Raw genomic sequence first — 17,442 nt, forward strand, 5'->3', positions numbered from 1 at the left:
CCACCCCATGATCGTGAACCAGCCTCCCCGAGCCGGTCTCCCCGCCAGTATTGCGTGGATTGCCCGAGATGTCATCCCAACTTATTCCGGAAAACCCTTCCCTCGTAATCTGGAATGAGTCATAATTTGGAATGTGTCCACCACATCGGACTTCGAACAGATGCTGCGCGCAGCCTCACTGCGCGTCACCGCGCCACGCCTGGCGGTGCTCACCGCAGTGCACCAGCATCCGCATGCCGACACGGACACCATTCTGAGCCGAGTCAGAGCCACCCTCGGGGCCGTCAGCCAGCAGGCCGTCTACGACGTACTGCGGGCACTCACCAGCGCCGGACTGCTCCGGCGGATCCAGCCGATGGGCACCGTCGCGCGCTATGAGACCCGCGTCGGTGACAACCATCATCACCTGGTGTGCCGATCCTGTGGGGTGATCGTCGATGTCGAGTGCGCCGTCGGCGACGCGCCCTGTCTGACTCCCCTCGACGACCGCGGTTTCGTCGTCGACGAGGCAGAAGTCATCTACTGGGGCAGGTGCCCCGACTGCACGACATCACCATCACTCTCCTGAAAGGATTCACCGTGCCCGAGGAACACCCACCTATCGCGGAAGCCAACACGGAAGCCGGTGACAGTGGTTGCCCCGTCATGCATCGTCCGTTCGCCTCCACCGACGCGCGCGGAGCGAACGCCGAGTGGTGGCCGAACCAGCTCAATCTCACACTGCTGCAGAAGAATCCGCCCTCGGTGAACCCGATGGGCGAAGACTTCGACTACGCGGCCGAATTCGCCACCCTCGACCTGGCGGCGGTGAAGGCCGATATCGAGCAGGTCATGACGACCTCGCAGTCCTGGTGGCCCGCCGACTTCGGCCACTACGGCCCGTTCTTCATCCGGATGGCCTGGCACTCCGCGGGCACCTACCGGGTCGGTGACGGCCGGGGCGGCGCGGGCGCCGGCCTGCAGCGCTTCGCCCCGCTCAACAGCTGGCCCGACAACGCCAGCCTCGACAAGGCGCGCCGCCTGCTGTGGCCGGTGAAGAAGAAGTACGGCCGCAAGCTCTCCTGGGCCGACCTCATCGTCTACACCGGCAATGTCGCGCTCGAGTCGATGGGTTTGCCGACCTTCGGGTTCGGTGGCGGCCGCGTCGACGCGTGGGAGCCCGAGGAAGACGTGTTCTGGGGTCCCGAGCGCACCTGGCTCGGCGACGAACGCTACACCGGTGAACGCAACCTCGACCGTCCGCTCGCCGCGGTCCAGATGGGCCTGATCTACGTCAATCCCGAAGGCCCCAACGGCAATCCGGATCCCCTCGCCGCCGCCGTCGACATCCGCGAGACCTTCGCCCGGATGGCGATGAACGACGAGGAGACCGCCGCACTCATCGCGGGCGGGCACACCTTCGGTAAGACCCACGGTGCGGGTGACGCGGACCTGGTCGGGGTCGAACCGGAAGCCGCGCCGCTGGAACTGCAGGGGCTGGGCTGGAAGAGCAGCTTCGGCACCGGCGTCGGCGAGGACGCGATCACCAGCGGCCTGGAAGGCATCTGGAACAGCACCCCCATCACCTGGGACAACAACTTCCTCGAAACCCTCTACGGGTACGAGTGGGAGCTGTCGAAGAGCCCGGCGGGCGCGCATCAGTGGATCCCGAAGGACGGCGCGGGCGCCGACACCGTGCCCGATCCGTTCATCGCGGGCAAGAAGCGCGCGCCGGTCATGCTGACCACCGACCTGTCGCTGCGGTTCGACCCCATCTACGGGCCGATCACCCGCCGCTGGCTGGAAAACCCTGCGGAGTTCACCGACGCGTTCGCACGCGCCTGGTACAAGCTCACCCACCGCGATATGGGCCCCGTCGTGCGCTACCTCGGCCCGCTGGTGCCGTCCGAGGAGCTGCTCTGGCAGGACCCGGTTCCCGCCCAGAACGGCCCGGTCATCGGCGACGCCGAGATCGCCGCCCTCAAGGGCCAGATCCAGGCCTCGGGCCTTTCCATCGCCCAGCTGGTGACGACGACATGGGCGGCTGCCTCGTCGTTCCGTGGCAGCGACAAGCGTGGCGGCGCCAACGGTGGCCGGATCCGGCTGCAGCCGCAGGCGGGCTGGGCGGTCAACCAGCCCGACGAGCTCGCCCAGGTGGTGCGGGTCTACGAGGGCATCCAGGACACGTTCAACGCCGGCGGCGGCGTGCAGGTGTCGTTCGCCGATCTGGTCGTCCTCGGCGGTGCGGTCGGTGTCGAACAGGCCGCCCAGGCCGCCGGGTTCCCGGTGACGGTGCCGTTCACGCCGGGCCGCACCGACGCGACCCAGGACCAGACCGACGTCGAGTCGTTCGACGCGCTCGAGACCGCGGCCGACGGGTTCCGCAACTACGTGTCCAAGGACGCGCAGATCCCCGCGGAGTTCCTGCTCATCGACAAGGCGAACCTGCTCACGCTCAGCGCGCCGGAGATGACCGTGCTGATCGGTGGTCTGCGCGTGCTCGGCGCGAACTACCAGTCCTCGTCGCTGGGTGTGTTCACCGAAACCCCGGGGGCGCTGACGAACGACTTCTTCGTCAACCTCCTCGACATGGGTACCGAGTGGACGCCGTCGGCCACCGACGACAACGTCTACGAAGGCCGCGACCGCGCCACCGGCGCGGTCACCTGGACCGGTAGCCGGGTCGATCTGGTGTTCGGCTCCAACTCGCAGTTGCGAGCGGTGGCCGAGGCCTACGCGACCGACGACGCGAAGGAGAAGTTCGTGCACGACTTCGTCGCCGCGTGGACCAAGGTGAGCAACCTGGACCGGTTCGACGTCACAGCCTGATCCGAACAGCGAAACACCCTGCGACGCACTGTGCGTCGCAGGGTGTTTTCGCTGTCGTCAGGACTCGGCGAGCTCGGCCAGCCGGTCCACCGACGCCTGCAGCTTGTCGGCGGTCGTGGCCTTGGCCCGCACCTGACGCAGCTCGTCGTGCAGTTCGGTCCAGTCGTAGGTGTGGGTCACCCGGGTGTGGGTCTCGTCGATCGGCTCGAGCTCCCAGCGCCAGAGGTGTCCGGGCGGGGTCTTGTCACGCTCGGACGGATTCCACGCGATGCGACGACCCTCCTCGAACTCCACGATGTGGTTGTCACGGTCGGCACCGTTGGTCAGCGTCGTGGTGAACACGTCACCGACCGCGCGGACCCGCTGGCCCGAGCTCGCCTGCGCGAGGTTGTCGTTGCCGTCCCAGCGGGGCTGCTGCTCGGGATCGGCGATCAGGTCGAAGATCGCGGCGGGGCTCGCCGCGATGTCGCGGGAGGCGTGGACTATGCGTGGCACGTCGATGGTTTCGGTCACCGGGCGATAGAACCAGCAGCTCACCCACCCCGGCAACCATTCCGCTCGAGGCAGCGACTAACTCGAGCGATACCCCGCGAATGGACGTTGACAGCGTTCATCGTGGCACTCTCGTCGGATAGCTCCCCTGCCCCAACGATCTTGATGGGCCCCGCATTCCGGCGCTGTCCACGGCATATGCGCCGAAGTCGTGACGTACTCTAACGTTACGGGGTGCTAGGACATTCACATGCGACGAGTGGGGCGCTGGCCTGGGCAGGTACTGCCGCGGCGTTACCACTCACCGTCGCCGCTTTCCCCCTGTTCGACAGCGAGACAACGCGATTCGGCATCGCGGAGCTCATCATGGGCACGCTGCTCACCGCGGGTGCGGCGTTGCTGCCGGACGCGGATCATCCCAGCGGCACCATCTCCCACGTGCTCGGCCCGGTGTCACATCACCTGTGCCGCTTCATCTCCTGGGCGTCGGGCGGGCATCGTCACGGAACACATTCGCTGCTGTTCGTCGTCGTCGCGGTCGCGGCGACCTGGGCGGGCGAGCACTATCTCGGGCGGCCGTTCACGCTGGGCCTGGTGTTCTTCCTCCTCGCGCTGGCGGTGCGCTCGCTGCACCTGTGCCCGCCGGGCAAGAGTGTGCGTACCTACGGAACGGTGATCGTGCTCGCCACGGCGGGGACCTTCGCCGTCGATCACTGGATCGTCGATCGGCCGGTGTGGCTCCCGATCTGTGTGGGCCTCGGGTGTCTGGCGCACCTGCTCGGCGACTGCCTGACCGACCGGGGCTGCCGACTGCTGTGGCCGTTTCCGTTGCGTACCAGGGTGCCGCTGATCGAACGGACCGGGAACCGGGTCGAGACCTGGGTCATCTCCCCCCTGTTCGTGCTCGGCACGATGGGCGCGCTCTGGTACGCGATCATGCACCGGCCGTGATCGCCGGGACGGCGGGGCTCCCGCCGTCCCGAGCCCGGTCGGCGTAGCCGACCCCTCAGTCATCCTGGCGCGACTACATTCATTAATGCGCATATCGCTGTATCAGCATTAACTTTGTGACCCACCCCAGACCCGGCGGCTCGGCATCGTCGCAGGTCTCGAAGCCGCCCCCAGATCTGACGCCTTTCAGTGCACAGTTGTACTCTCAAGACTGTGACGGAGCAGCTCCCCCAATCCCAGGCCGAAGTACAGGCGCTCACGCGGCTCGCCGGTGACGAGTTCGTCGGTGCGGTCGACGGGATCGCGGCCATCCACCGCGCTATCTCCGATCGGGTGTTCGCGGCGGTGCGGTTCGGCGTCGGACCGGCGGCGGCTCCGGTGAAGATCGTGCACGACGCCATCACCGACGGCATCTACGCGGCCGTCAGCGGCACCGGATTCGTCGTCGGCGAGGTCGCGAGCGCGGTGACGCTGCCCGGCGTCACCGCGCCGTCGCGCACGGTGTGGGGCTCGGGCGTACTGGCCGCGATCCAGGGGCTGATCGGTGACACCCTGGAAGACGAGACCCCGATCCTCTCCTCCCCCATGACCTTTCGCATCGACGGCGTCCCTGTTCCGCCCGAAGAGTTCGCCGCCCACGTCCCGGTGCCGACGACCCGGCTGGTCGTGCTCCTGCACGGCCTCGTGGAGACCGAACACTCCTGGCGCCTGGGTCACCGCCCCACCTACGGCGAGCGACTGGAAGCCGATCTCGGCTACATACCGGTCTTCGTCCGCTTCAATTCCGGCCTGCACATCTCCGAGAACGCCGCCCAGCTCAGCGCCCTGCTGACCCGTCTGGTCGACAGCTGGCCGATGCCGGTGCACGAGATCTGCCTGGTCGGACACTCGATGGGCGGGCTGATCATGCGTAGCGCCTGCCATCAGGCCGAGGAGTCGGGCGAGGCGTGGGTGCGATCGGTGCGACAAATCGTCTGCCTCGGTTCCCCGCACCACGGTGCGCCGCTCGAACAGTTCGTGCATTACGCCTCGGCCGCACTGGACCGACTGCCCGAGACCCGGCCGCTGAGCACCTTGTTGCGTAGGCGTAGCGCGGGCATCCGGGACCTGCGTCAAGGTTCGCTGGTCGACGAGGACTGGCGCGACCTCGATGTGGACACCCTGCGCGCACGGGCGGTCAAGGAAGTGCCGCTGCTCGCCGGCGTCGATCACTACTTCGTCACCACGACCATCACCCACAGCCCGAAGCATCCACTCGGCGTGATCATCGGCGACGGCATGGTTCTCACCGGCAGCGGGTCGGGACGCGGACGGACAAGGCGCCTGGATTTCGACGCGGTCAACGGCCTGCACATCCCCGGGGCCAACCACTTCAGCCTGCTCAATCACGACGCTGTCTACGATGCGCTGCACAGCTGGTTGTCGAGCACACCCCGCCGCTCGCGTCAGGTGGATACGCTGTGGCCATGACTCTCGACCACGGCGATCCGGGCGACGCACCTGCCATTCCGCTGCCGACCGCTCCCCTGGCCAACGAGGCCCGCCCCTCGCCGGCCGAAGAAGCCAGAACAATCGCGGCCGGCACCAATACCGGCACCCTGGCCAGCCTCACCGCCGACGGCGCACCATGGGCCTCGTTCATCACCTACGGATTGCTCGACGGCGCACCGGTTCTGAGCGTGTCGCGACTGGCCGAACACGGCCGCAACCTGGCCGCCGATCCGCGCGCCAGCATCGCGATCGTCACGCCCGACATCCCCGCCGACCCCCTCGCGGGCACCAGGATCACCCTCGCGGGTTTCGTGGAACGGCCGACCGGCGCCGAGGCCGAAGCCGCCCGCGCGGCCCACCTGGCGGCGATCCCGGCGGCCAAGTACTACATCGACTACAGCGACTTCACCCTCTGGGTACTGCGGATCGAACGGGTGCGCTGGGTCGGCGGCTACGGCCGGATGGATTCGGCCTCGGCCGCCGATTACCTTGCCGCACAGCCGGACCCGATCGTCGCGCACGCAGCGCCCGGCATCGCGCACCTCAACGCCGACCACGCCGAAGCGCTGCTGGCGATGGCCCAGCAGCTGGGCGGCTTCCCCGACGCCATCGCCGCGACCTGCGAGCGCGCCGACCGCTACGGCCTCGACCTGCGCGTGGAATCCCCCCGTGGAGTGGCGCGCACCCGGGTCGGCTACGCCGCGCCGCTGTCGGAGATCAGCGAATTGCGCGCGGCAACGGTCGAATTGACCCGACGGGCCCGCTCCACGGACTGATCACGCCTCGTACAGCTCGAGCGGCAGGTCGTCCGGATCGAAGAAGAAGGCCATCTGCTTGCCGGTGTGTTCATCGGTGCGCAATTCCTCGGTCCGGACGCCACGTGCCCGCAGTTCGTCGAGGGCAGCGGGCACGCTCGCGACCGCCAGCGCCAGGTGCCGCAAGCCCGCCGCCTCCGGCCTGCTCGGACGGGCAGGCGGGTCGGGGAACGAGAACAGTTCGATGCGAACTCCGCCGGACAGCTCGATGTCGAGTTTCCACGAATCGCGATCGGCCCGGTAGTTCTCGTCGATGACGGCGCCGCCGAGGGTTTCGGTATAGAAACTCTTGGAGCGGGCGTAGTCCGTCGCGATGATCGCGATGTGGTGGATGCCGAGAAATCGCATGCCGCTGTCCCCGCTCAGGTCCAGAGAACCGCGACCAGCACGTTCACGATCGCGAGGCCACCGGCGGCGTCGGTCATCCAGTCGATCTGCTTGCCCCGCTTCGCATCACCCCTGCCCATTTCGGCGAACGCGGCCACCGCGACCGCGACCGCCAGCTTCACCGCCAGCTTCGCCGTATCCGGCTCCTTGTCGAGCGAGTCGATGCCCGAAGCCATCCCGGCCAGGATCACGCCGGTGATCAGCTGCGCGCGAGCGCCCCACACCATCAGCTCCGACACCACCGGGCGCCCCGCGACGTAGCCACCGACCACCGCGGCCATGCCGAGCAGATGGGTGACGACCACCAGGTTGTAAACGAATTCCATGGGTGCGAAGCGTAGTTCAGACGAAAACGGCCGGTACCCGAAGGCACCGGCCGGTTCAGACGAACTTTTCCGTGGGAGGCTCAGACCACCTGCTGGTCCAGCAGATGCGCGTCCTTGCGGACACCGAAGGCGGTGATCACTTCCATGACACCGATGATGATCAGGAAGATGCCGACGACCCAGACCAGCGTGGACAGCGACGAGATCGGCCACACGATCAAGACGACACCGGCCAGCGCGCTGATGATGCCGTAGAAGATCTGCCAGCCGCGGCCGGGCACGCCAGGGTCCGAGATCGCGGCGAACAGCACGGCCACGCCCCGGAACAGCCAGCTGATACCGATCCACAGCCCGAGCAGCACGATCGAGGTCAGGTCGTCGCGGAAGCAGAAGACGCCGATGATCAGCGACAGCACACCGCTGATGAAGGACAGCACGCGAAAGCTGGTGCTCGGCAGATGAGTGAAGGCGGCGATCAGCTGGAAGATGCCGCTGACAACCATGTAGATACCGAACAGAATGCCCGCCACGAGCAGTGACGGACCGGGCCACACGAGCACGATGATGCCCAGGACCACCGCGAGGAGGCCGGTGACCAGAATTGTTTGCCAGGTCTTCTTGGCAAGAGCCGTCAACGGGCTCCCTAGCACGGTATTTGTCGTCATAACGAGATGTTATGCCCGGTCGCTCCGGTTTTCCGGAAAATAGCTGGGGCTGTAATCGTGTCGCGATCGGGTACCTCGCCCGCCGCGGCCGTCGCACCGGCCCGTCACATCGTTGCCCTGGCGAAAAGTTTGGTCGGCGACCGTCTCGGGTAGATGAAGAATGTGTCGGTTGTACTCGTGCTGCAAGCTCGGGGCCTCGGTGAGCTTCTCTCCGCGGTCCCGGCTCTGCGTGCCCTGCGCCGGGCCGAACCACGGAAGCGGATCGTCTTGGCGGCCCCGCATCGGTTGGAGCAGATCGTCGACCTGATCTCCTCGGTCGACGAACTCGTCGCCACCGCCGATCCGGCCGCCTTGATCTGGGATGGTCCCGCGCCCGAATTGGCGGTGAACCTGCACGGCCACGACGGCGCCAGCGCACGAGCGCTGGCCGATACCGGGGCCGAACGGATCATCGGTCATCGAACGCCCGCCCTACCCAAGCTCGCCGGTCCGCGCTGGGATCCGGAGGCGCATGTGGTCGACCGGTGGTGCCGTCTGCTCGAAGGCGAGGGCATCGACGCGGATCGACGCAACCTCGGGCTGGTTCCGCCGGTGGCCTCGATCAGCCGCCGCGACAGCATCGTCGTCCACATCGGCGCGGGCGCGCCCGCGCGCCGGTGGCCGCCGGAGCGATTCGCCGCGGTGGTGCGGCACCTACTGGTGCTCGGCCGCGACGTGGTGCTCACCGGCGACCCGTTCGAACACGACATCGCTCGACAGGTGGCCGCGCAGGCGGGCCTGCCCGACGACCGCGTCCTCGCGGGGCGGCAGAACCTCACCGATCTCGCGGCGACGGTGGCCGAAGCCGCCCTAGTGATCAGCGGCGATACCGGTGTCGCGCATCTGGCGACGGCGTTCGGCACCCGCACCGTGCTGCTGTTCGGTCCGACACCGCCGCGCCGGGGCGGCCCGCCCGCACACCTGCTCGGCAGGCACGCGGTGCTGTGGGCCGGACAGGTCGGCGATCCCGACGGGCTCTCACCCGACCCCGGCTTGCTGCGGATCGGAGTGCCCGAGGTGATCTCGGCGGTCGACATGCAGCTGGACAAGCAGGCCTGGGCCGAATCCGGCAGGTCGCGCTACCGCCGAGTGGGCTGAGCCGGGTCGTCACCGACCGCGTCCCGCAGCGCGGCGGCATGGGCCGCCAGCGCGCTCGGCCAGTATTTGTCGAGGTAGTCGCGGGCATCGTTGAGGCCGCGGGGGTCCAGGGAGTAGAGGTGCCGGTTCCCGTCTCGCCGCATGCGGACCAGGTGGGCCTCTCGTAGCACGCGCAGGTGCTGTGACGCGGCTGAACTGGTGATTCCGGTGGCGGTGGCGAGGTCGGCCACCGAGCGGGGACCCTGCGGCAACGATTCGAAGATCGCGCGCCGGGTGGGGTCGGATAACGCCGTGATGGCACGGACTCCGTTAGCGTCCACTGAATCAGTGTCCCCGGGATGCGATATTTCGGCAACGATCTTGACCAGCGACATTTCACCCGGTGAGTCCGAGGATGCCAGCTATCGTTAGGCTATTGTTATAGATCAACTGGGGTTTTGCCGCTTCGTGATCGCAGCCACAGGATTCGCCGCGAAGGTTACGGTTTAGCTACGTTCTAAAACATGTTCGTGACCAACCCGTTATCTGCTCGAGTCTCCGACGCCTTCGCAGGTCGTTGGGGAGGCGTGGTCGCGGGTGCGGTGGCTTTGTCCGCACTCGTGGGTACCTCCGTCGCCACTTTCAGTGAGCCCGAGAGCCCTGTCCCCACTACCACGATCGCCGCGGATGCCACCGAGGCCATCAACACGGGCCAGTCACCGTACCGCTTCACCGCGTACACCCCTGCCGAGGCCCAGGGCCCGCAGGGCGAGACCCCCGCCTCCGCCCCGATCCCGTGGGAAGAGCACCGCGAAGCGGTCGGCCTTGAACTGCCGCCGCTGCCGTTCATCGCTCCCCCGCCGCCGCCGCGCCCGCAGACCGTTCGCCCGGTCAGCGGCAGGCTGACCTCCTACTACGGCGCTCGCTGGGGCACCGCGCACAACGGCATCGACTTCGGTGACCCGATCGGCGCACCGATCTTCGCCGTCACCGACGGTACCGTGATCGAGGCCGGTCCGGCTTCGGGCTTCGGCCTGTGGGTCCGCGTCCAGCAGGACGACGGCACCATCGGCGTGTTCGGCCACGTGAACGACATCCTGGTTCAGGTCGGTCAGCACGTCAACGCCGGTGACACCATCGCCACCGTCGGTAACCGTGGCAACTCCACTGGCCCCCACCTGCACTACGAGGTGCACGTGCCGGACGGTTCGCTCTACGGCGCCCCGATCGACCCGCACCCGTGGCTCGCCGCGCGTGGGATCGACGCCGGCGTCGCCCAGGACTGATCCTCACCCACTGATCGCCGCCCGACGCGCGATCAAGAATTCCCGAAGCCGCGCGACCGCGAGCGTCGAGTCATGGTCTCCCGAGACCAGGCCGACCTCGCGGTCGCGTTCGCCATCGATGGGGATCACCGCCAGGTCGGGATTGTCGACCTCCGCGGCAGGCAGGAGCGCGACCCCCTGCCCGAGCGCGACCAGGGCGCGCAGAGTCTCGAACTCGGTGATCTCGAATACCACTCGTGGAGTGAAACCCGCTGCGGCACACCAGGTATCGAGCAGGGTGCGCAGCTGATAACTGGGCGGGTTCGCGATGAACGCCTCCTCGGCCAGTTCGGCGAGGTCGATGTGGGTGCGCTTGGCCAGCGGATGCGTGCGCGACACGTGCAGGTCGATGCGCTGACGTCCGAGGTCGACCGTCGGCAGGTCGGACGGGGGCGGGATCATCACCGCGAGGTCGAGCCTGCCGTCGCGGACCTGCTCGGCCAACGCCTCGCCGTGCGCCTGCACCAGATGCAGCCGGATCCGCGGCGCGCGGGTGTGGAACTGCGCCAGCAGCGAGGGAATGCTGACCGGACCCAGCGTGAGCGGGAAGCCGAAACGCACCAGGCCGCTGTCGGGGTCGGCGTCGGCACGCACCCGGTGTACCGCGTCGTCGAGTGCGCGCACCAGTCCGCGCGTGCGTTCGTAGAGGTCACGCCCCTGCGGGGTGAGCGCGACGCCGCGTCCGACCGGCTGGAACAGGGCCACTCCGAGTAGGTGCTCCATCGTCTTGACGCGGCGGCTCAGTGAGGACTGCGGCACGCCGAGACGCTGGGCGGCCCGGGTGAAGTGACCTTCTTCGGCTGCCGCGTCGAAGGCGGAAAGAAGTGGGGCCAGCGCCTGCGCTCCCGACTCCGACGAATCATCCATATCCGGATCATATCCCCGGCAATTCCGTGTTGGACGGATTACTACTCCCGGCGTGACGATAGAGGAACACAGCTCACGGGAGGTTCGACAATGAACGACACCACACCCCTCCGGCCCGAATCCGGCAGTGGCGAAGACATTCTCGACGCGGTGCTGATCGGCGGCGGCATCATGTCGGCCACGCTCGGCGCCCTGCTGAGCACGCTCGCGCCGGACTGGTCGATCGCGCTGTTCGAGCGCCTCGGCGAACCGGCGGCCGAGAGCAGTCATCCGTGGAACAACGCGGGCACCGGGCACTCCGGGATGTGCGAGCTCAACTACATGCCCGACCCGAGCGAGGGCGCCAAGGCGGCCGTGATCGCCGACCAGTTCGCGCTCTCGCGCCGGTTCTGGTCCGCGCTGGCTCACCGTGGCGAGCTGGAGCCCGCCACATTCCTCACCCCGACACCGCATGTCACGGCGGTGTTCGGCGAGGCCGACATCGCCTACCTGCGGCAGCGCTACGCGACACTGCGGGAACTGCCCGCGTTCGCGGAGATGGAGTACACCGAGGACCGCGCGGTGATCGCCGACTGGGCACCGCTGCTCGTGCGCGGTCGGGCCGACGACGAGGCGATGGCGGCCACCCGGCACGCCGCGGGCACCGATGTCGACTTCGGCGCGCTGACCAGATCGCTGCTGTCGACGATGCGCGCGGCGGGCAACGCGGTGCGGATGCATCGTGAGATCACCGGTCTCACCCGCGGCAAGGACGGACTGTGGACCGTGCGCGGGCGGGATCTCGACAGTGGACGGCGATTCCAGGTGCGGGCCCGGTTCGTGTTCGTCGGCGCGGGCGGATACGCGTTGCGGCTGTTGCAGCGGGCCGGGCTGCCGGAGGTGCGGGGGTACGGAGTGTTCCCGCTGGGTGCGCAGTTCCTGCGGACCGACAATCCCGAGGTCGTCGCCGAGCATCACGCCAAGGTCTACAGCCAGGCCGCGCTGGGCGCACCGCCGATGTCGGTGCCGCATCTGGATCGTCGCGAGGTCGACGGCGCGGGCGCGTTGCTGTTCGGTCCCTACGCGACATTCAGCACCCGACTGCTGCGCCACGGCAAGCTCACCGACCTGTTCACCACCCTGCGCCCGCACAATATCGTCCCGCTGCTCGCGGTCGGCCTGCGGAACTTCGATCTGGTCCGCTACCTCGTCACCGAACTGCTGGCCTCACCCCGACGCAAGTTCGCACAGCTGCAACGCTTCTACCCGACCGCCGACCCCGCCGATTGGACCTTGATCCAGGCCGGGCAGCGCGCCCAGCTGGTGAAACCCGATCGTCGACGCGGCGGAGTACTCGAATTCGGCACCGAACTTGTCTCCGGTGCCGACGGCAGCATCGCCGGGCTCCTCGGCGCGTCTCCCGGCGCCTCCATCGCACCGTCGATCATGCGGGATCTGCTCGAGCGCTGCTTCCCCGAACGCCGCTACGAATGGGCCCCACTGCTCGCGGAATTGCTCCCGCCTGCCGGAGCGACCACGGCTGCCTCGTAAGTGGCTGTCGCACACCTGAATCCGTACCCCGGCGGTAGTCGGGGTGCGGATCGCGTTCAGCGTGGGGCCGTCAGGAGAGCGCCGATCAGGCGGTGGCTGCGGGCGGTCATCTGGGCGGCCGTCTGATCGGCGTGGCGCAACCACCACAGGACCAGCGAGGTCACCGCGCCCATCCAGACATCGGTCAGCGCGGAAAGGTCGGTGGGGTCGGTGAGCTCGACGGCACCGATGGCGTCGGCGACACCGCGGGCGGCCTGGGCGGCGATCCGGCGACGGGCGGCGCGGACGGCGTCGGCGGCAGGTCCGTCGTCGGGGTGGGATCGATCGAAGAGCACGGTCCAGTCGTGCGGGCGCGGCTCCAGCGCGACGAAGATCGCGTCGAGGGTACGTTCGGCCTTGCTGAGACCACCGGCCCCGGCGATGGCGGACTCGATCGCGTCGAACAGCACACCCGCCGCCCGGTCCACGCAGGCGATGTAGAGCCCGTCCTTGGAGTGGAAATAGGTGTACACCAGCGGCTTGGACACTCCGGCGCGCTGCGCTACATCGGCGAGGGATAGCCCCGCGTAACCCACACGGCCGATTTCGGCGACAGCCGCGTCGAGGATCTGCTGTTCACGCTCGGGGCGCGGGACGCCCTTGGTACCGGCTGTGCTCACCCAGCCATCCAACCATTCGACCCCCCGCCGGTTGACACTCAATTGGCCACTTTGTAATTTACTATTAAGTAAATTCGCTGTTCGTCCCCACCGCTCGACTCGACAGGAGTCCCCCGTGTTCGCCGAAGTCGCACAATCGGTGCTGCTCAACCCGCCCGCACTGCCCGGCATGCTCGCACGATGGGTCCGTGGTGAGCGGCAGGAGATCGCGGGCAAGACCGTCGTGGTGACGGGAGCCTCCTCGGGTGTCGGTAAAGCCGCGGCGCACGCCCTCGGCCGGGAAGGGGCGCGGGTGGTTCTCGTCGCCAGGAACGCCGAACCACTGGCCGAGGTGCGCGACGCGGTCCGCGCCGACGGCGGGAATGCCGAGATGATCACCTGCGACCTCGCCGACGCCGAGCAGAACGACGCACTGGCCAAGGCCCTGCTCGAGCAGTTCGGGACCGTCGACGTGCTGGTGAACAACGCGGGCCGTTCGATCCGCCGAGGCGCCGCCGACACCACCGACCGGTTCCACGATTACGAGCGCACCATGGCGCTGAACTACTTCGGGGCGACGCGGCTCACGATGGGACTGCTGCCGTCGATGCTCGACGCGGGCACCGGGCACATCATCAATGTCGCGACGTGGGGCGTGGCCGCCGGGTCGATGCCGCTGTTCACCGCCTATCACGCGTCGAAGGCCGCGCTGGGCGCGTTCGGACGCAGCCTCGGCGCGGAGACCAGGCGTCGCGGCGTGCACGTCACCACGATCGGCTATCCGCTGGTCCGCACGGAGATGATCGCACCCACCGGCAAATACGCCGACGCGGCGGCGCTGTCGGCCGAGGAGGCCGCCGACTGGATCACCACCGCGATCCGGACTCGCCCGGTCGAGCTGTACCCGACCTACACCCGCGTTCTGCAGGCACTCGCGCTCGTCTCCCCCCGGGCGGTCGATGCCGCGATCTGGCGCATGGGAATCTGAGACAACCCCTAGAACTCGGGTGGGACGACCCGTACCCCGGTATCGGAGTCGAACCGTTCCGCAGCGGGACGTGGTGTGGCGCACCGGATTTCTACCTTCGATCCATGGCGACGATCGATCTCACCCACACCCTGTCCCGGCTCGAGTTCCACCCGGCGCGTGAGGGCACCGACCGCGTCCCCTGGCACGGCCCGCTGCTGGTGAATTCCGCGCTCATGGCCGCGTTGGTCGTGGTGTCGCTCGTCGGGATGGTGGTCGACGAACGGCTGCTGCTCGGCGAGTCGGTGTGGCTCAAGCCTGCCAAGTTCGGCCTCGCCTTCGCCCTCTACGGCGTGACCCTGGCCTGGATTCTGCGGCTGCCGCATCGCGGGCGGCGTGCCACCTGGTGGCTGGGCACCGTCTTCGCGATCACCGGCGTCGTCGATGTGGGGTTCATCGCGATGCAGGCGGCACGCGGGACGTTCAGCCATTTCAACGACTCCGCTGATCCGGTGAACGAGATCGGGCAGCAGGTGTTCGCCTCCGGCGTGCCCGGATTGTTCCTCGCGAATCTCGTCCTGGCGGTCATCATTTCCTGGCAGAAGCTGGCCGACCGGCCGACCAGGATCGCGTTGAAGGCGGGGCTGTGGCTGGCGGTGACCGGGATGGCACTCGGGTACCTGATGGGGCTCACCGGGCCGCAGCTCGTCCGCCAGGCCGATGGCACCGTGGTGGGATTGGTGGCCGGTCACACGGTGCGGCCCGGCGATACAGCACGTGACAGTGCCGCGGGCATGCCGATCACCCACTGGAGCACCATCGGCGGAGACCTGCGCATCCCGCACTTCGTCGGCCTGCACGGCATCCAGGTGCTGCTCCTGCTCGCCGTCGTCCTGGTCGCCCTCGCGCCTCGATACGCCTGGTTGCGCACCGAAACGACCCGTGCTGCCCTGCTCGTGGTCGCCGTCCTCGGCTACTTCGGACTGCTCACGCTCGTGGCCTGGCAGGCGCTGCGCGGACAGGCCCTCACCAGCCCCGACCTCGCGACCGCCGGCGCCGCAGCGGCCCTCGCGCTGTTCGTCGCAGGCGGCGTCACGGCCGTGTACCTGCGTTCGCGCGAGGCATTGTCGACCTGACGCCGCTGTCGCCCGCCCGATGCCGAGGCCCCGTGTCGCCCCACCGAATCACAGTGGGAAGCACGGGGTTTCGCACATTCAGCGGAGCCGTTCGGCTTCCCGAGCCAACTGCACCAACGTCGCGCTCAGCTGCGCCAACTCCGCCGGGGAGGCGCCCTCGCCCACCGCCGTCGCCACGTCCTCGGCCGCACACCGCGCCGCGAACCACCGATCCGCCAGATCCGCGGCTTCCTGCGCGGTCAGCACGACCGCGTCCTCGGGAATCCCGGTCCCCTTGAGACTGCTGCGGTGTTCATAGGCACGTTGGCGGCACGACTGGCGGCAATAGCGGCGACGCCGACCCGACTCCGAATCCACGATCTCCCGCCCGCACCACAGGCAGGACAGCAGGCGACTGCGCGACATGATCGGAAACCCTATCGGCCCGTGCCGGTCTTCGCCGGTTCAGGTCTCGCTGAGCGGGCACCCACCCGATGTCGGTCGAGGCGACGCCGCGCGATTCGGGGGTCGACCGGCCTGTCCAGCCCTACGACTACAATGGAACAGTTCAGACTTCCCGTGCGTTGACGTAGTACTACGACGACCTGTTCTCGGCGAGTTCGGCGCCGAGAACAGCGGCGCAAGCCGCCGACAGGCACAGGAACCCGCGGCGCAAGCCGCCAAAAATTACAGGAGCACACATGGCAGATCGCGTACTCCGGGGCAGTCGGCTCGGAGCGGTGAGCTACGAGACCGATCGCGACCACGACCTGGCCCCGCGCCGGATCGCCCGCTACCGCACCGACAACGGTGAGGAATTCGACGTCCCGTTCGCCGACGACGCGGAGATCCCGCCCACCTGGTTGTGCCGTAACGGCCAGGAGGGGCAGCTCATGGAGGGCACCTCCGTGGAGACCAAGAAGGTCAAGCCGCCGCGCACCCACTGGGACATGTTGCTGGAACGTCGCAGCAAGGAGGAGCTCGAGGAGCTGCTCAAGGAGCGCCTCGACATCCTGAAGACCCGCCGCCGCGGGTAAGACGGTTCGACCGCACAACGCCGAAGGCCGCCTCCCCCACCGGGGAAGGCGGCCTTCGGCGTTCGAGGGCTTGTTCAGTGGCTCGCGACCTTGCGGTACTGCAGGAGGGCGGCCGGCATCGCGATGGCCAGAATGACCAGCGAGCAGATGATCGCGTAGAGGATGCAGTTCTCCGCGGCCCAGCCCGTCGCCGGGACGAAGGTGGGGGGCGAGTCGTTCTCGAAGAGCTTGCGACCCGCTGCCGAGACCGCGGTGATCGGGTTCCATTCGGCGATGGCGCGCAGTGGTCCGGGCAGCGTTTCGGCGGAGATGAACGCCGAGGAGATGAACGTCAGCGGGAACAGCCAGATCAGGCCCGCGCTCTGGGCCACTTCCACCGTCGGCGAGACCAGACCGGTCAGGGCGCCGACCCACGACATCGCGAACGCGAACAGCAAGATGATCGAGAAGGCGATCACGGCGTCGCCGAAGCTGCCGTGGATGCGCCAGCCCACGATGTACCCGCAGATCGACATCACGCCAAGGCTCACGATATTGACGACCAGGTCCGACAGGGTGCGCCCCATCAACACCGCCAGCCGCGACATCGGCAGCGTCCGCATCCGGTCGATGATGCCCTTCTGCAGGTCACCGGCCAGCCCGACGGTGGTGAACGCGGCATTGAACGCCACGGTCTGGGTGAAGATGCCCGCCAGCAGGAATTCGCGGTACTGATCGCCGCCGAGCGAGGCACCGAAGATGTAGGCGAACAGGAACACGAACATCAGCGGCTGAATGGTGGCGGTGACCAGCAGCGTCGGCACTCGCAGGATGGTGAGCAGGTTGCGGTAGGCGACGATCGCGCTGTCACGCACGAACCGGGCCCGTGGTTCCATCTCCTCGGTGCCTGCCGACCGCGGGGTGGTCGACTGG

The 17,442-nt window shown here is 68.1% G+C and carries 20 protein-coding genes; 11 read left to right on the forward strand and 9 right to left on the reverse strand.

The window, feature by feature from the left end:
• The first annotated feature begins 160 nt into the window (after window positions 1-160).
• Together ASD42_RS02620 and katG are read left to right on the forward strand one after the other, a co-directional pair.
• Window positions 161-568, forward strand: coding sequence for a Fur family transcriptional regulator (locus ASD42_RS02620; protein WP_387218796.1), 408 nt, complete (start codon window positions 161-163; stop codon window positions 566-568).
• 11 nt (window positions 569-579) lie between these two features.
• Window positions 580-2,808 (forward strand): catalase/peroxidase HPI, encoded by a 2,229-nt coding sequence (gene katG, locus ASD42_RS02625; RefSeq protein WP_056815231.1) that lies wholly within the window; start codon window positions 580-582, stop codon window positions 2,806-2,808.
• A 57-nt stretch (window positions 2,809-2,865) separates the two neighbouring features.
• Here the strand turns inward: katG and ASD42_RS02630 are convergent, their stop codons facing one another.
• Complete coding sequence (locus ASD42_RS02630) at window positions 2,866-3,321, reverse strand: SRPBCC family protein (RefSeq protein WP_056815234.1); 456 nt, start codon at window positions 3,319-3,321, stop codon at window positions 2,866-2,868.
• Window positions 3,322-3,534: 213 nt separating this feature from the next.
• Here ASD42_RS02630 and ASD42_RS02635 point away from each other — a divergent pair, with 213 nt between their 5' ends.
• The 3 genes from ASD42_RS02635 to ASD42_RS02645 all read left to right on the forward strand — a co-directional run bounded on the left by ASD42_RS02635 (window position 3,535) and on the right by ASD42_RS02645 (window position 6,518).
• Window positions 3,535-4,251 (forward strand): metal-dependent hydrolase, encoded by a 717-nt coding sequence (locus tag ASD42_RS02635; RefSeq protein WP_056809752.1) that lies wholly within the window; start codon window positions 3,535-3,537, stop codon window positions 4,249-4,251.
• A gap of 213 nt (window positions 4,252-4,464) precedes the next feature.
• Complete coding sequence (locus tag ASD42_RS02640; protein WP_056809754.1) at window positions 4,465-5,721, forward strand: lipase family alpha/beta hydrolase; 1,257 nt, start codon at window positions 4,465-4,467, stop codon at window positions 5,719-5,721.
• Window positions 5,718-6,518: a HugZ family pyridoxamine 5'-phosphate oxidase gene (locus ASD42_RS02645; protein ID WP_056815237.1), complete on the forward strand. Its 801-nt coding sequence runs from the start codon at window positions 5,718-5,720 to the stop codon at window positions 6,516-6,518. The genes ASD42_RS02640 and ASD42_RS02645 overlap by 4 nt, the downstream gene beginning before the upstream one ends.
• On the opposite strand, the gene gloA2 is transcribed toward ASD42_RS02645, so the two are convergent.
• The 3 genes from gloA2 to ASD42_RS02660 form a co-directional block, all read right to left on the reverse strand.
• Window positions 6,519-6,905, reverse strand: a complete 387-nt coding sequence (gene gloA2 / locus ASD42_RS02650) for an SMU1112c/YaeR family gloxylase I-like metalloprotein (protein WP_056809756.1) — start codon at window positions 6,903-6,905, stop codon at window positions 6,519-6,521.
• Window positions 6,906-6,919: 14 nt separating this feature from the next.
• Window positions 6,920-7,270, reverse strand: a complete 351-nt coding sequence (locus ASD42_RS02655; protein ID WP_056809758.1) for a hypothetical protein — start codon at window positions 7,268-7,270, stop codon at window positions 6,920-6,922.
• Window positions 7,271-7,350: 80 nt separating this feature from the next.
• Window positions 7,351-7,935, reverse strand: coding sequence for an HdeD family acid-resistance protein (locus ASD42_RS02660; RefSeq protein ID WP_056809760.1), 585 nt, complete (start codon window positions 7,933-7,935; stop codon window positions 7,351-7,353).
• 162 nt (window positions 7,936-8,097) lie between these two features.
• Here ASD42_RS02660 and ASD42_RS02665 point away from each other — a divergent pair, with 162 nt between their 5' ends.
• Window positions 8,098-9,072, forward strand: a complete 975-nt coding sequence (locus ASD42_RS02665; protein ID WP_063816377.1) for a glycosyltransferase family 9 protein — start codon at window positions 8,098-8,100, stop codon at window positions 9,070-9,072.
• Here ASD42_RS02665 and ASD42_RS02670 read toward each other — a convergent pair.
• Window positions 9,054-9,392 (reverse strand): ArsR/SmtB family transcription factor, encoded by a 339-nt coding sequence (locus tag ASD42_RS02670; protein ID WP_056815240.1) that lies wholly within the window; start codon window positions 9,390-9,392, stop codon window positions 9,054-9,056. The two genes, ASD42_RS02665 and ASD42_RS02670, sit on opposite strands and share 19 nt — an antisense overlap.
• 279 nt (window positions 9,393-9,671) lie before the next feature.
• On the opposite strand from ASD42_RS02670, the gene ASD42_RS33385 reads away from it, so the two are divergent.
• Window positions 9,672-10,337 carry a M23 family metallopeptidase gene (locus ASD42_RS33385; protein ID WP_235569286.1) on the forward strand — a complete coding sequence of 222 codons (666 nt, stop codon included), beginning with the start codon at window positions 9,672-9,674 and terminating at the stop codon, window positions 10,335-10,337.
• A 3-nt stretch (window positions 10,338-10,340) separates the two neighbouring features.
• Here the strand turns inward: ASD42_RS33385 and ASD42_RS02680 are convergent, their stop codons facing one another.
• Window positions 10,341-11,243 (reverse strand): LysR family transcriptional regulator, encoded by a 903-nt coding sequence (locus tag ASD42_RS02680; protein WP_056809764.1) that lies wholly within the window; start codon window positions 11,241-11,243, stop codon window positions 10,341-10,343.
• 90 nt (window positions 11,244-11,333) lie between these two features.
• On the opposite strand from ASD42_RS02680, the gene mqo reads away from it, so the two are divergent.
• Window positions 11,334-12,773, forward strand: coding sequence for a malate dehydrogenase (quinone) (mqo, locus tag ASD42_RS02685; RefSeq protein ID WP_056809766.1), 1,440 nt, complete (start codon window positions 11,334-11,336; stop codon window positions 12,771-12,773).
• A 56-nt stretch (window positions 12,774-12,829) separates the two neighbouring features.
• On the opposite strand, the gene ASD42_RS02690 is transcribed toward mqo, so the two are convergent.
• On the reverse strand, window positions 12,830-13,432 hold the full coding sequence (locus ASD42_RS02690; RefSeq protein WP_056809768.1) for a TetR/AcrR family transcriptional regulator: 603 nt from the start codon (window positions 13,430-13,432) through the stop codon (window positions 12,830-12,832).
• A gap of 115 nt (window positions 13,433-13,547) precedes the next feature.
• Between ASD42_RS02690 and ASD42_RS02695 the strand changes: the two genes are divergently transcribed.
• Together ASD42_RS02695 and ASD42_RS02700 are read left to right on the forward strand one after the other, a co-directional pair.
• On the forward strand, window positions 13,548-14,399 hold the full coding sequence (locus ASD42_RS02695; RefSeq protein ID WP_082843740.1) for an SDR family oxidoreductase: 852 nt from the start codon (window positions 13,548-13,550) through the stop codon (window positions 14,397-14,399).
• 104 nt (window positions 14,400-14,503) lie between these two features.
• Window positions 14,504-15,514 carry a hypothetical protein gene (locus ASD42_RS02700; protein ID WP_056809770.1) on the forward strand — a complete coding sequence of 337 codons (1,011 nt, stop codon included), beginning with the start codon at window positions 14,504-14,506 and terminating at the stop codon, window positions 15,512-15,514.
• Between the two features lie 78 nt (window positions 15,515-15,592).
• Here the strand turns inward: ASD42_RS02700 and ASD42_RS02705 are convergent, their stop codons facing one another.
• Window positions 15,593-15,919 carry a hypothetical protein gene (locus tag ASD42_RS02705; RefSeq protein WP_056809772.1) on the reverse strand — a complete coding sequence of 109 codons (327 nt, stop codon included), beginning with the start codon at window positions 15,917-15,919 and terminating at the stop codon, window positions 15,593-15,595.
• A 275-nt stretch (window positions 15,920-16,194) separates the two neighbouring features.
• Between ASD42_RS02705 and ASD42_RS02710 the strand changes: the two genes are divergently transcribed.
• Window positions 16,195-16,530 (forward strand): RNA polymerase-binding protein RbpA, encoded by a 336-nt coding sequence (locus ASD42_RS02710; RefSeq protein WP_056809774.1) that lies wholly within the window; start codon window positions 16,195-16,197, stop codon window positions 16,528-16,530.
• Between the two features lie 74 nt (window positions 16,531-16,604).
• On the opposite strand, the gene ASD42_RS02715 is transcribed toward ASD42_RS02710, so the two are convergent.
• Window positions 16,605-17,405, reverse strand: a complete 801-nt coding sequence (locus ASD42_RS02715) for an ABC transporter permease (protein ID WP_056815247.1) — start codon at window positions 17,403-17,405, stop codon at window positions 16,605-16,607.
• Window positions 17,406-17,442 lie beyond the last annotated feature (37 nt).

Origin of the sequence: Nocardia sp. Root136 (genome assembly GCF_001427185.1) — a bacterium.
Lineage (GTDB): Bacteria > Actinomycetota > Actinomycetes > Mycobacteriales > Mycobacteriaceae > Nocardia > Nocardia salmonicida.

Coding starts and splice junctions, on each gene's coding strand:
- ASD42_RS02620 (WP_387218796.1), top strand. CDS start 161: ATGCTGCGCGCAGCCTCACTGCGCGTCACCGCGCCACGCCTGGCGGTG.
- ASD42_RS02645 (WP_056815237.1), top strand. CDS start 5,718: ATGACTCTCGACCACGGCGATCCGGGCGACGCACCTGCCATTCCGCTG.
- gloA2 (WP_056809756.1), bottom strand. CDS start 6,905: ATGCGATTTCTCGGCATCCACCACATCGCGATCATCGCGACGGACTAC.
- ASD42_RS02655 (WP_056809758.1), bottom strand. CDS start 7,270: ATGGAATTCGTTTACAACCTGGTGGTCGTCACCCATCTGCTCGGCATG.
- ASD42_RS02660 (WP_056809760.1), bottom strand. CDS start 7,935: ATGACGACAAATACCGTGCTAGGGAGCCCGTTGACGGCTCTTGCCAAG.
- ASD42_RS02680 (WP_056809764.1), bottom strand. CDS start 11,243: ATGGATGATTCGTCGGAGTCGGGAGCGCAGGCGCTGGCCCCACTTCTT.
- mqo (WP_056809766.1), top strand. CDS start 11,334: ATGAACGACACCACACCCCTCCGGCCCGAATCCGGCAGTGGCGAAGAC.
- ASD42_RS02700 (WP_056809770.1), top strand. CDS start 14,504: ATGGCGACGATCGATCTCACCCACACCCTGTCCCGGCTCGAGTTCCAC.
- ASD42_RS02705 (WP_056809772.1), bottom strand. CDS start 15,919: ATGTCGCGCAGTCGCCTGCTGTCCTGCCTGTGGTGCGGGCGGGAGATC.
- ASD42_RS02710 (WP_056809774.1), top strand. CDS start 16,195: ATGGCAGATCGCGTACTCCGGGGCAGTCGGCTCGGAGCGGTGAGCTAC.
- ASD42_RS02715 (WP_056815247.1), bottom strand. CDS start 17,405: ATGGAACCACGGGCCCGGTTCGTGCGTGACAGCGCGATCGTCGCCTAC.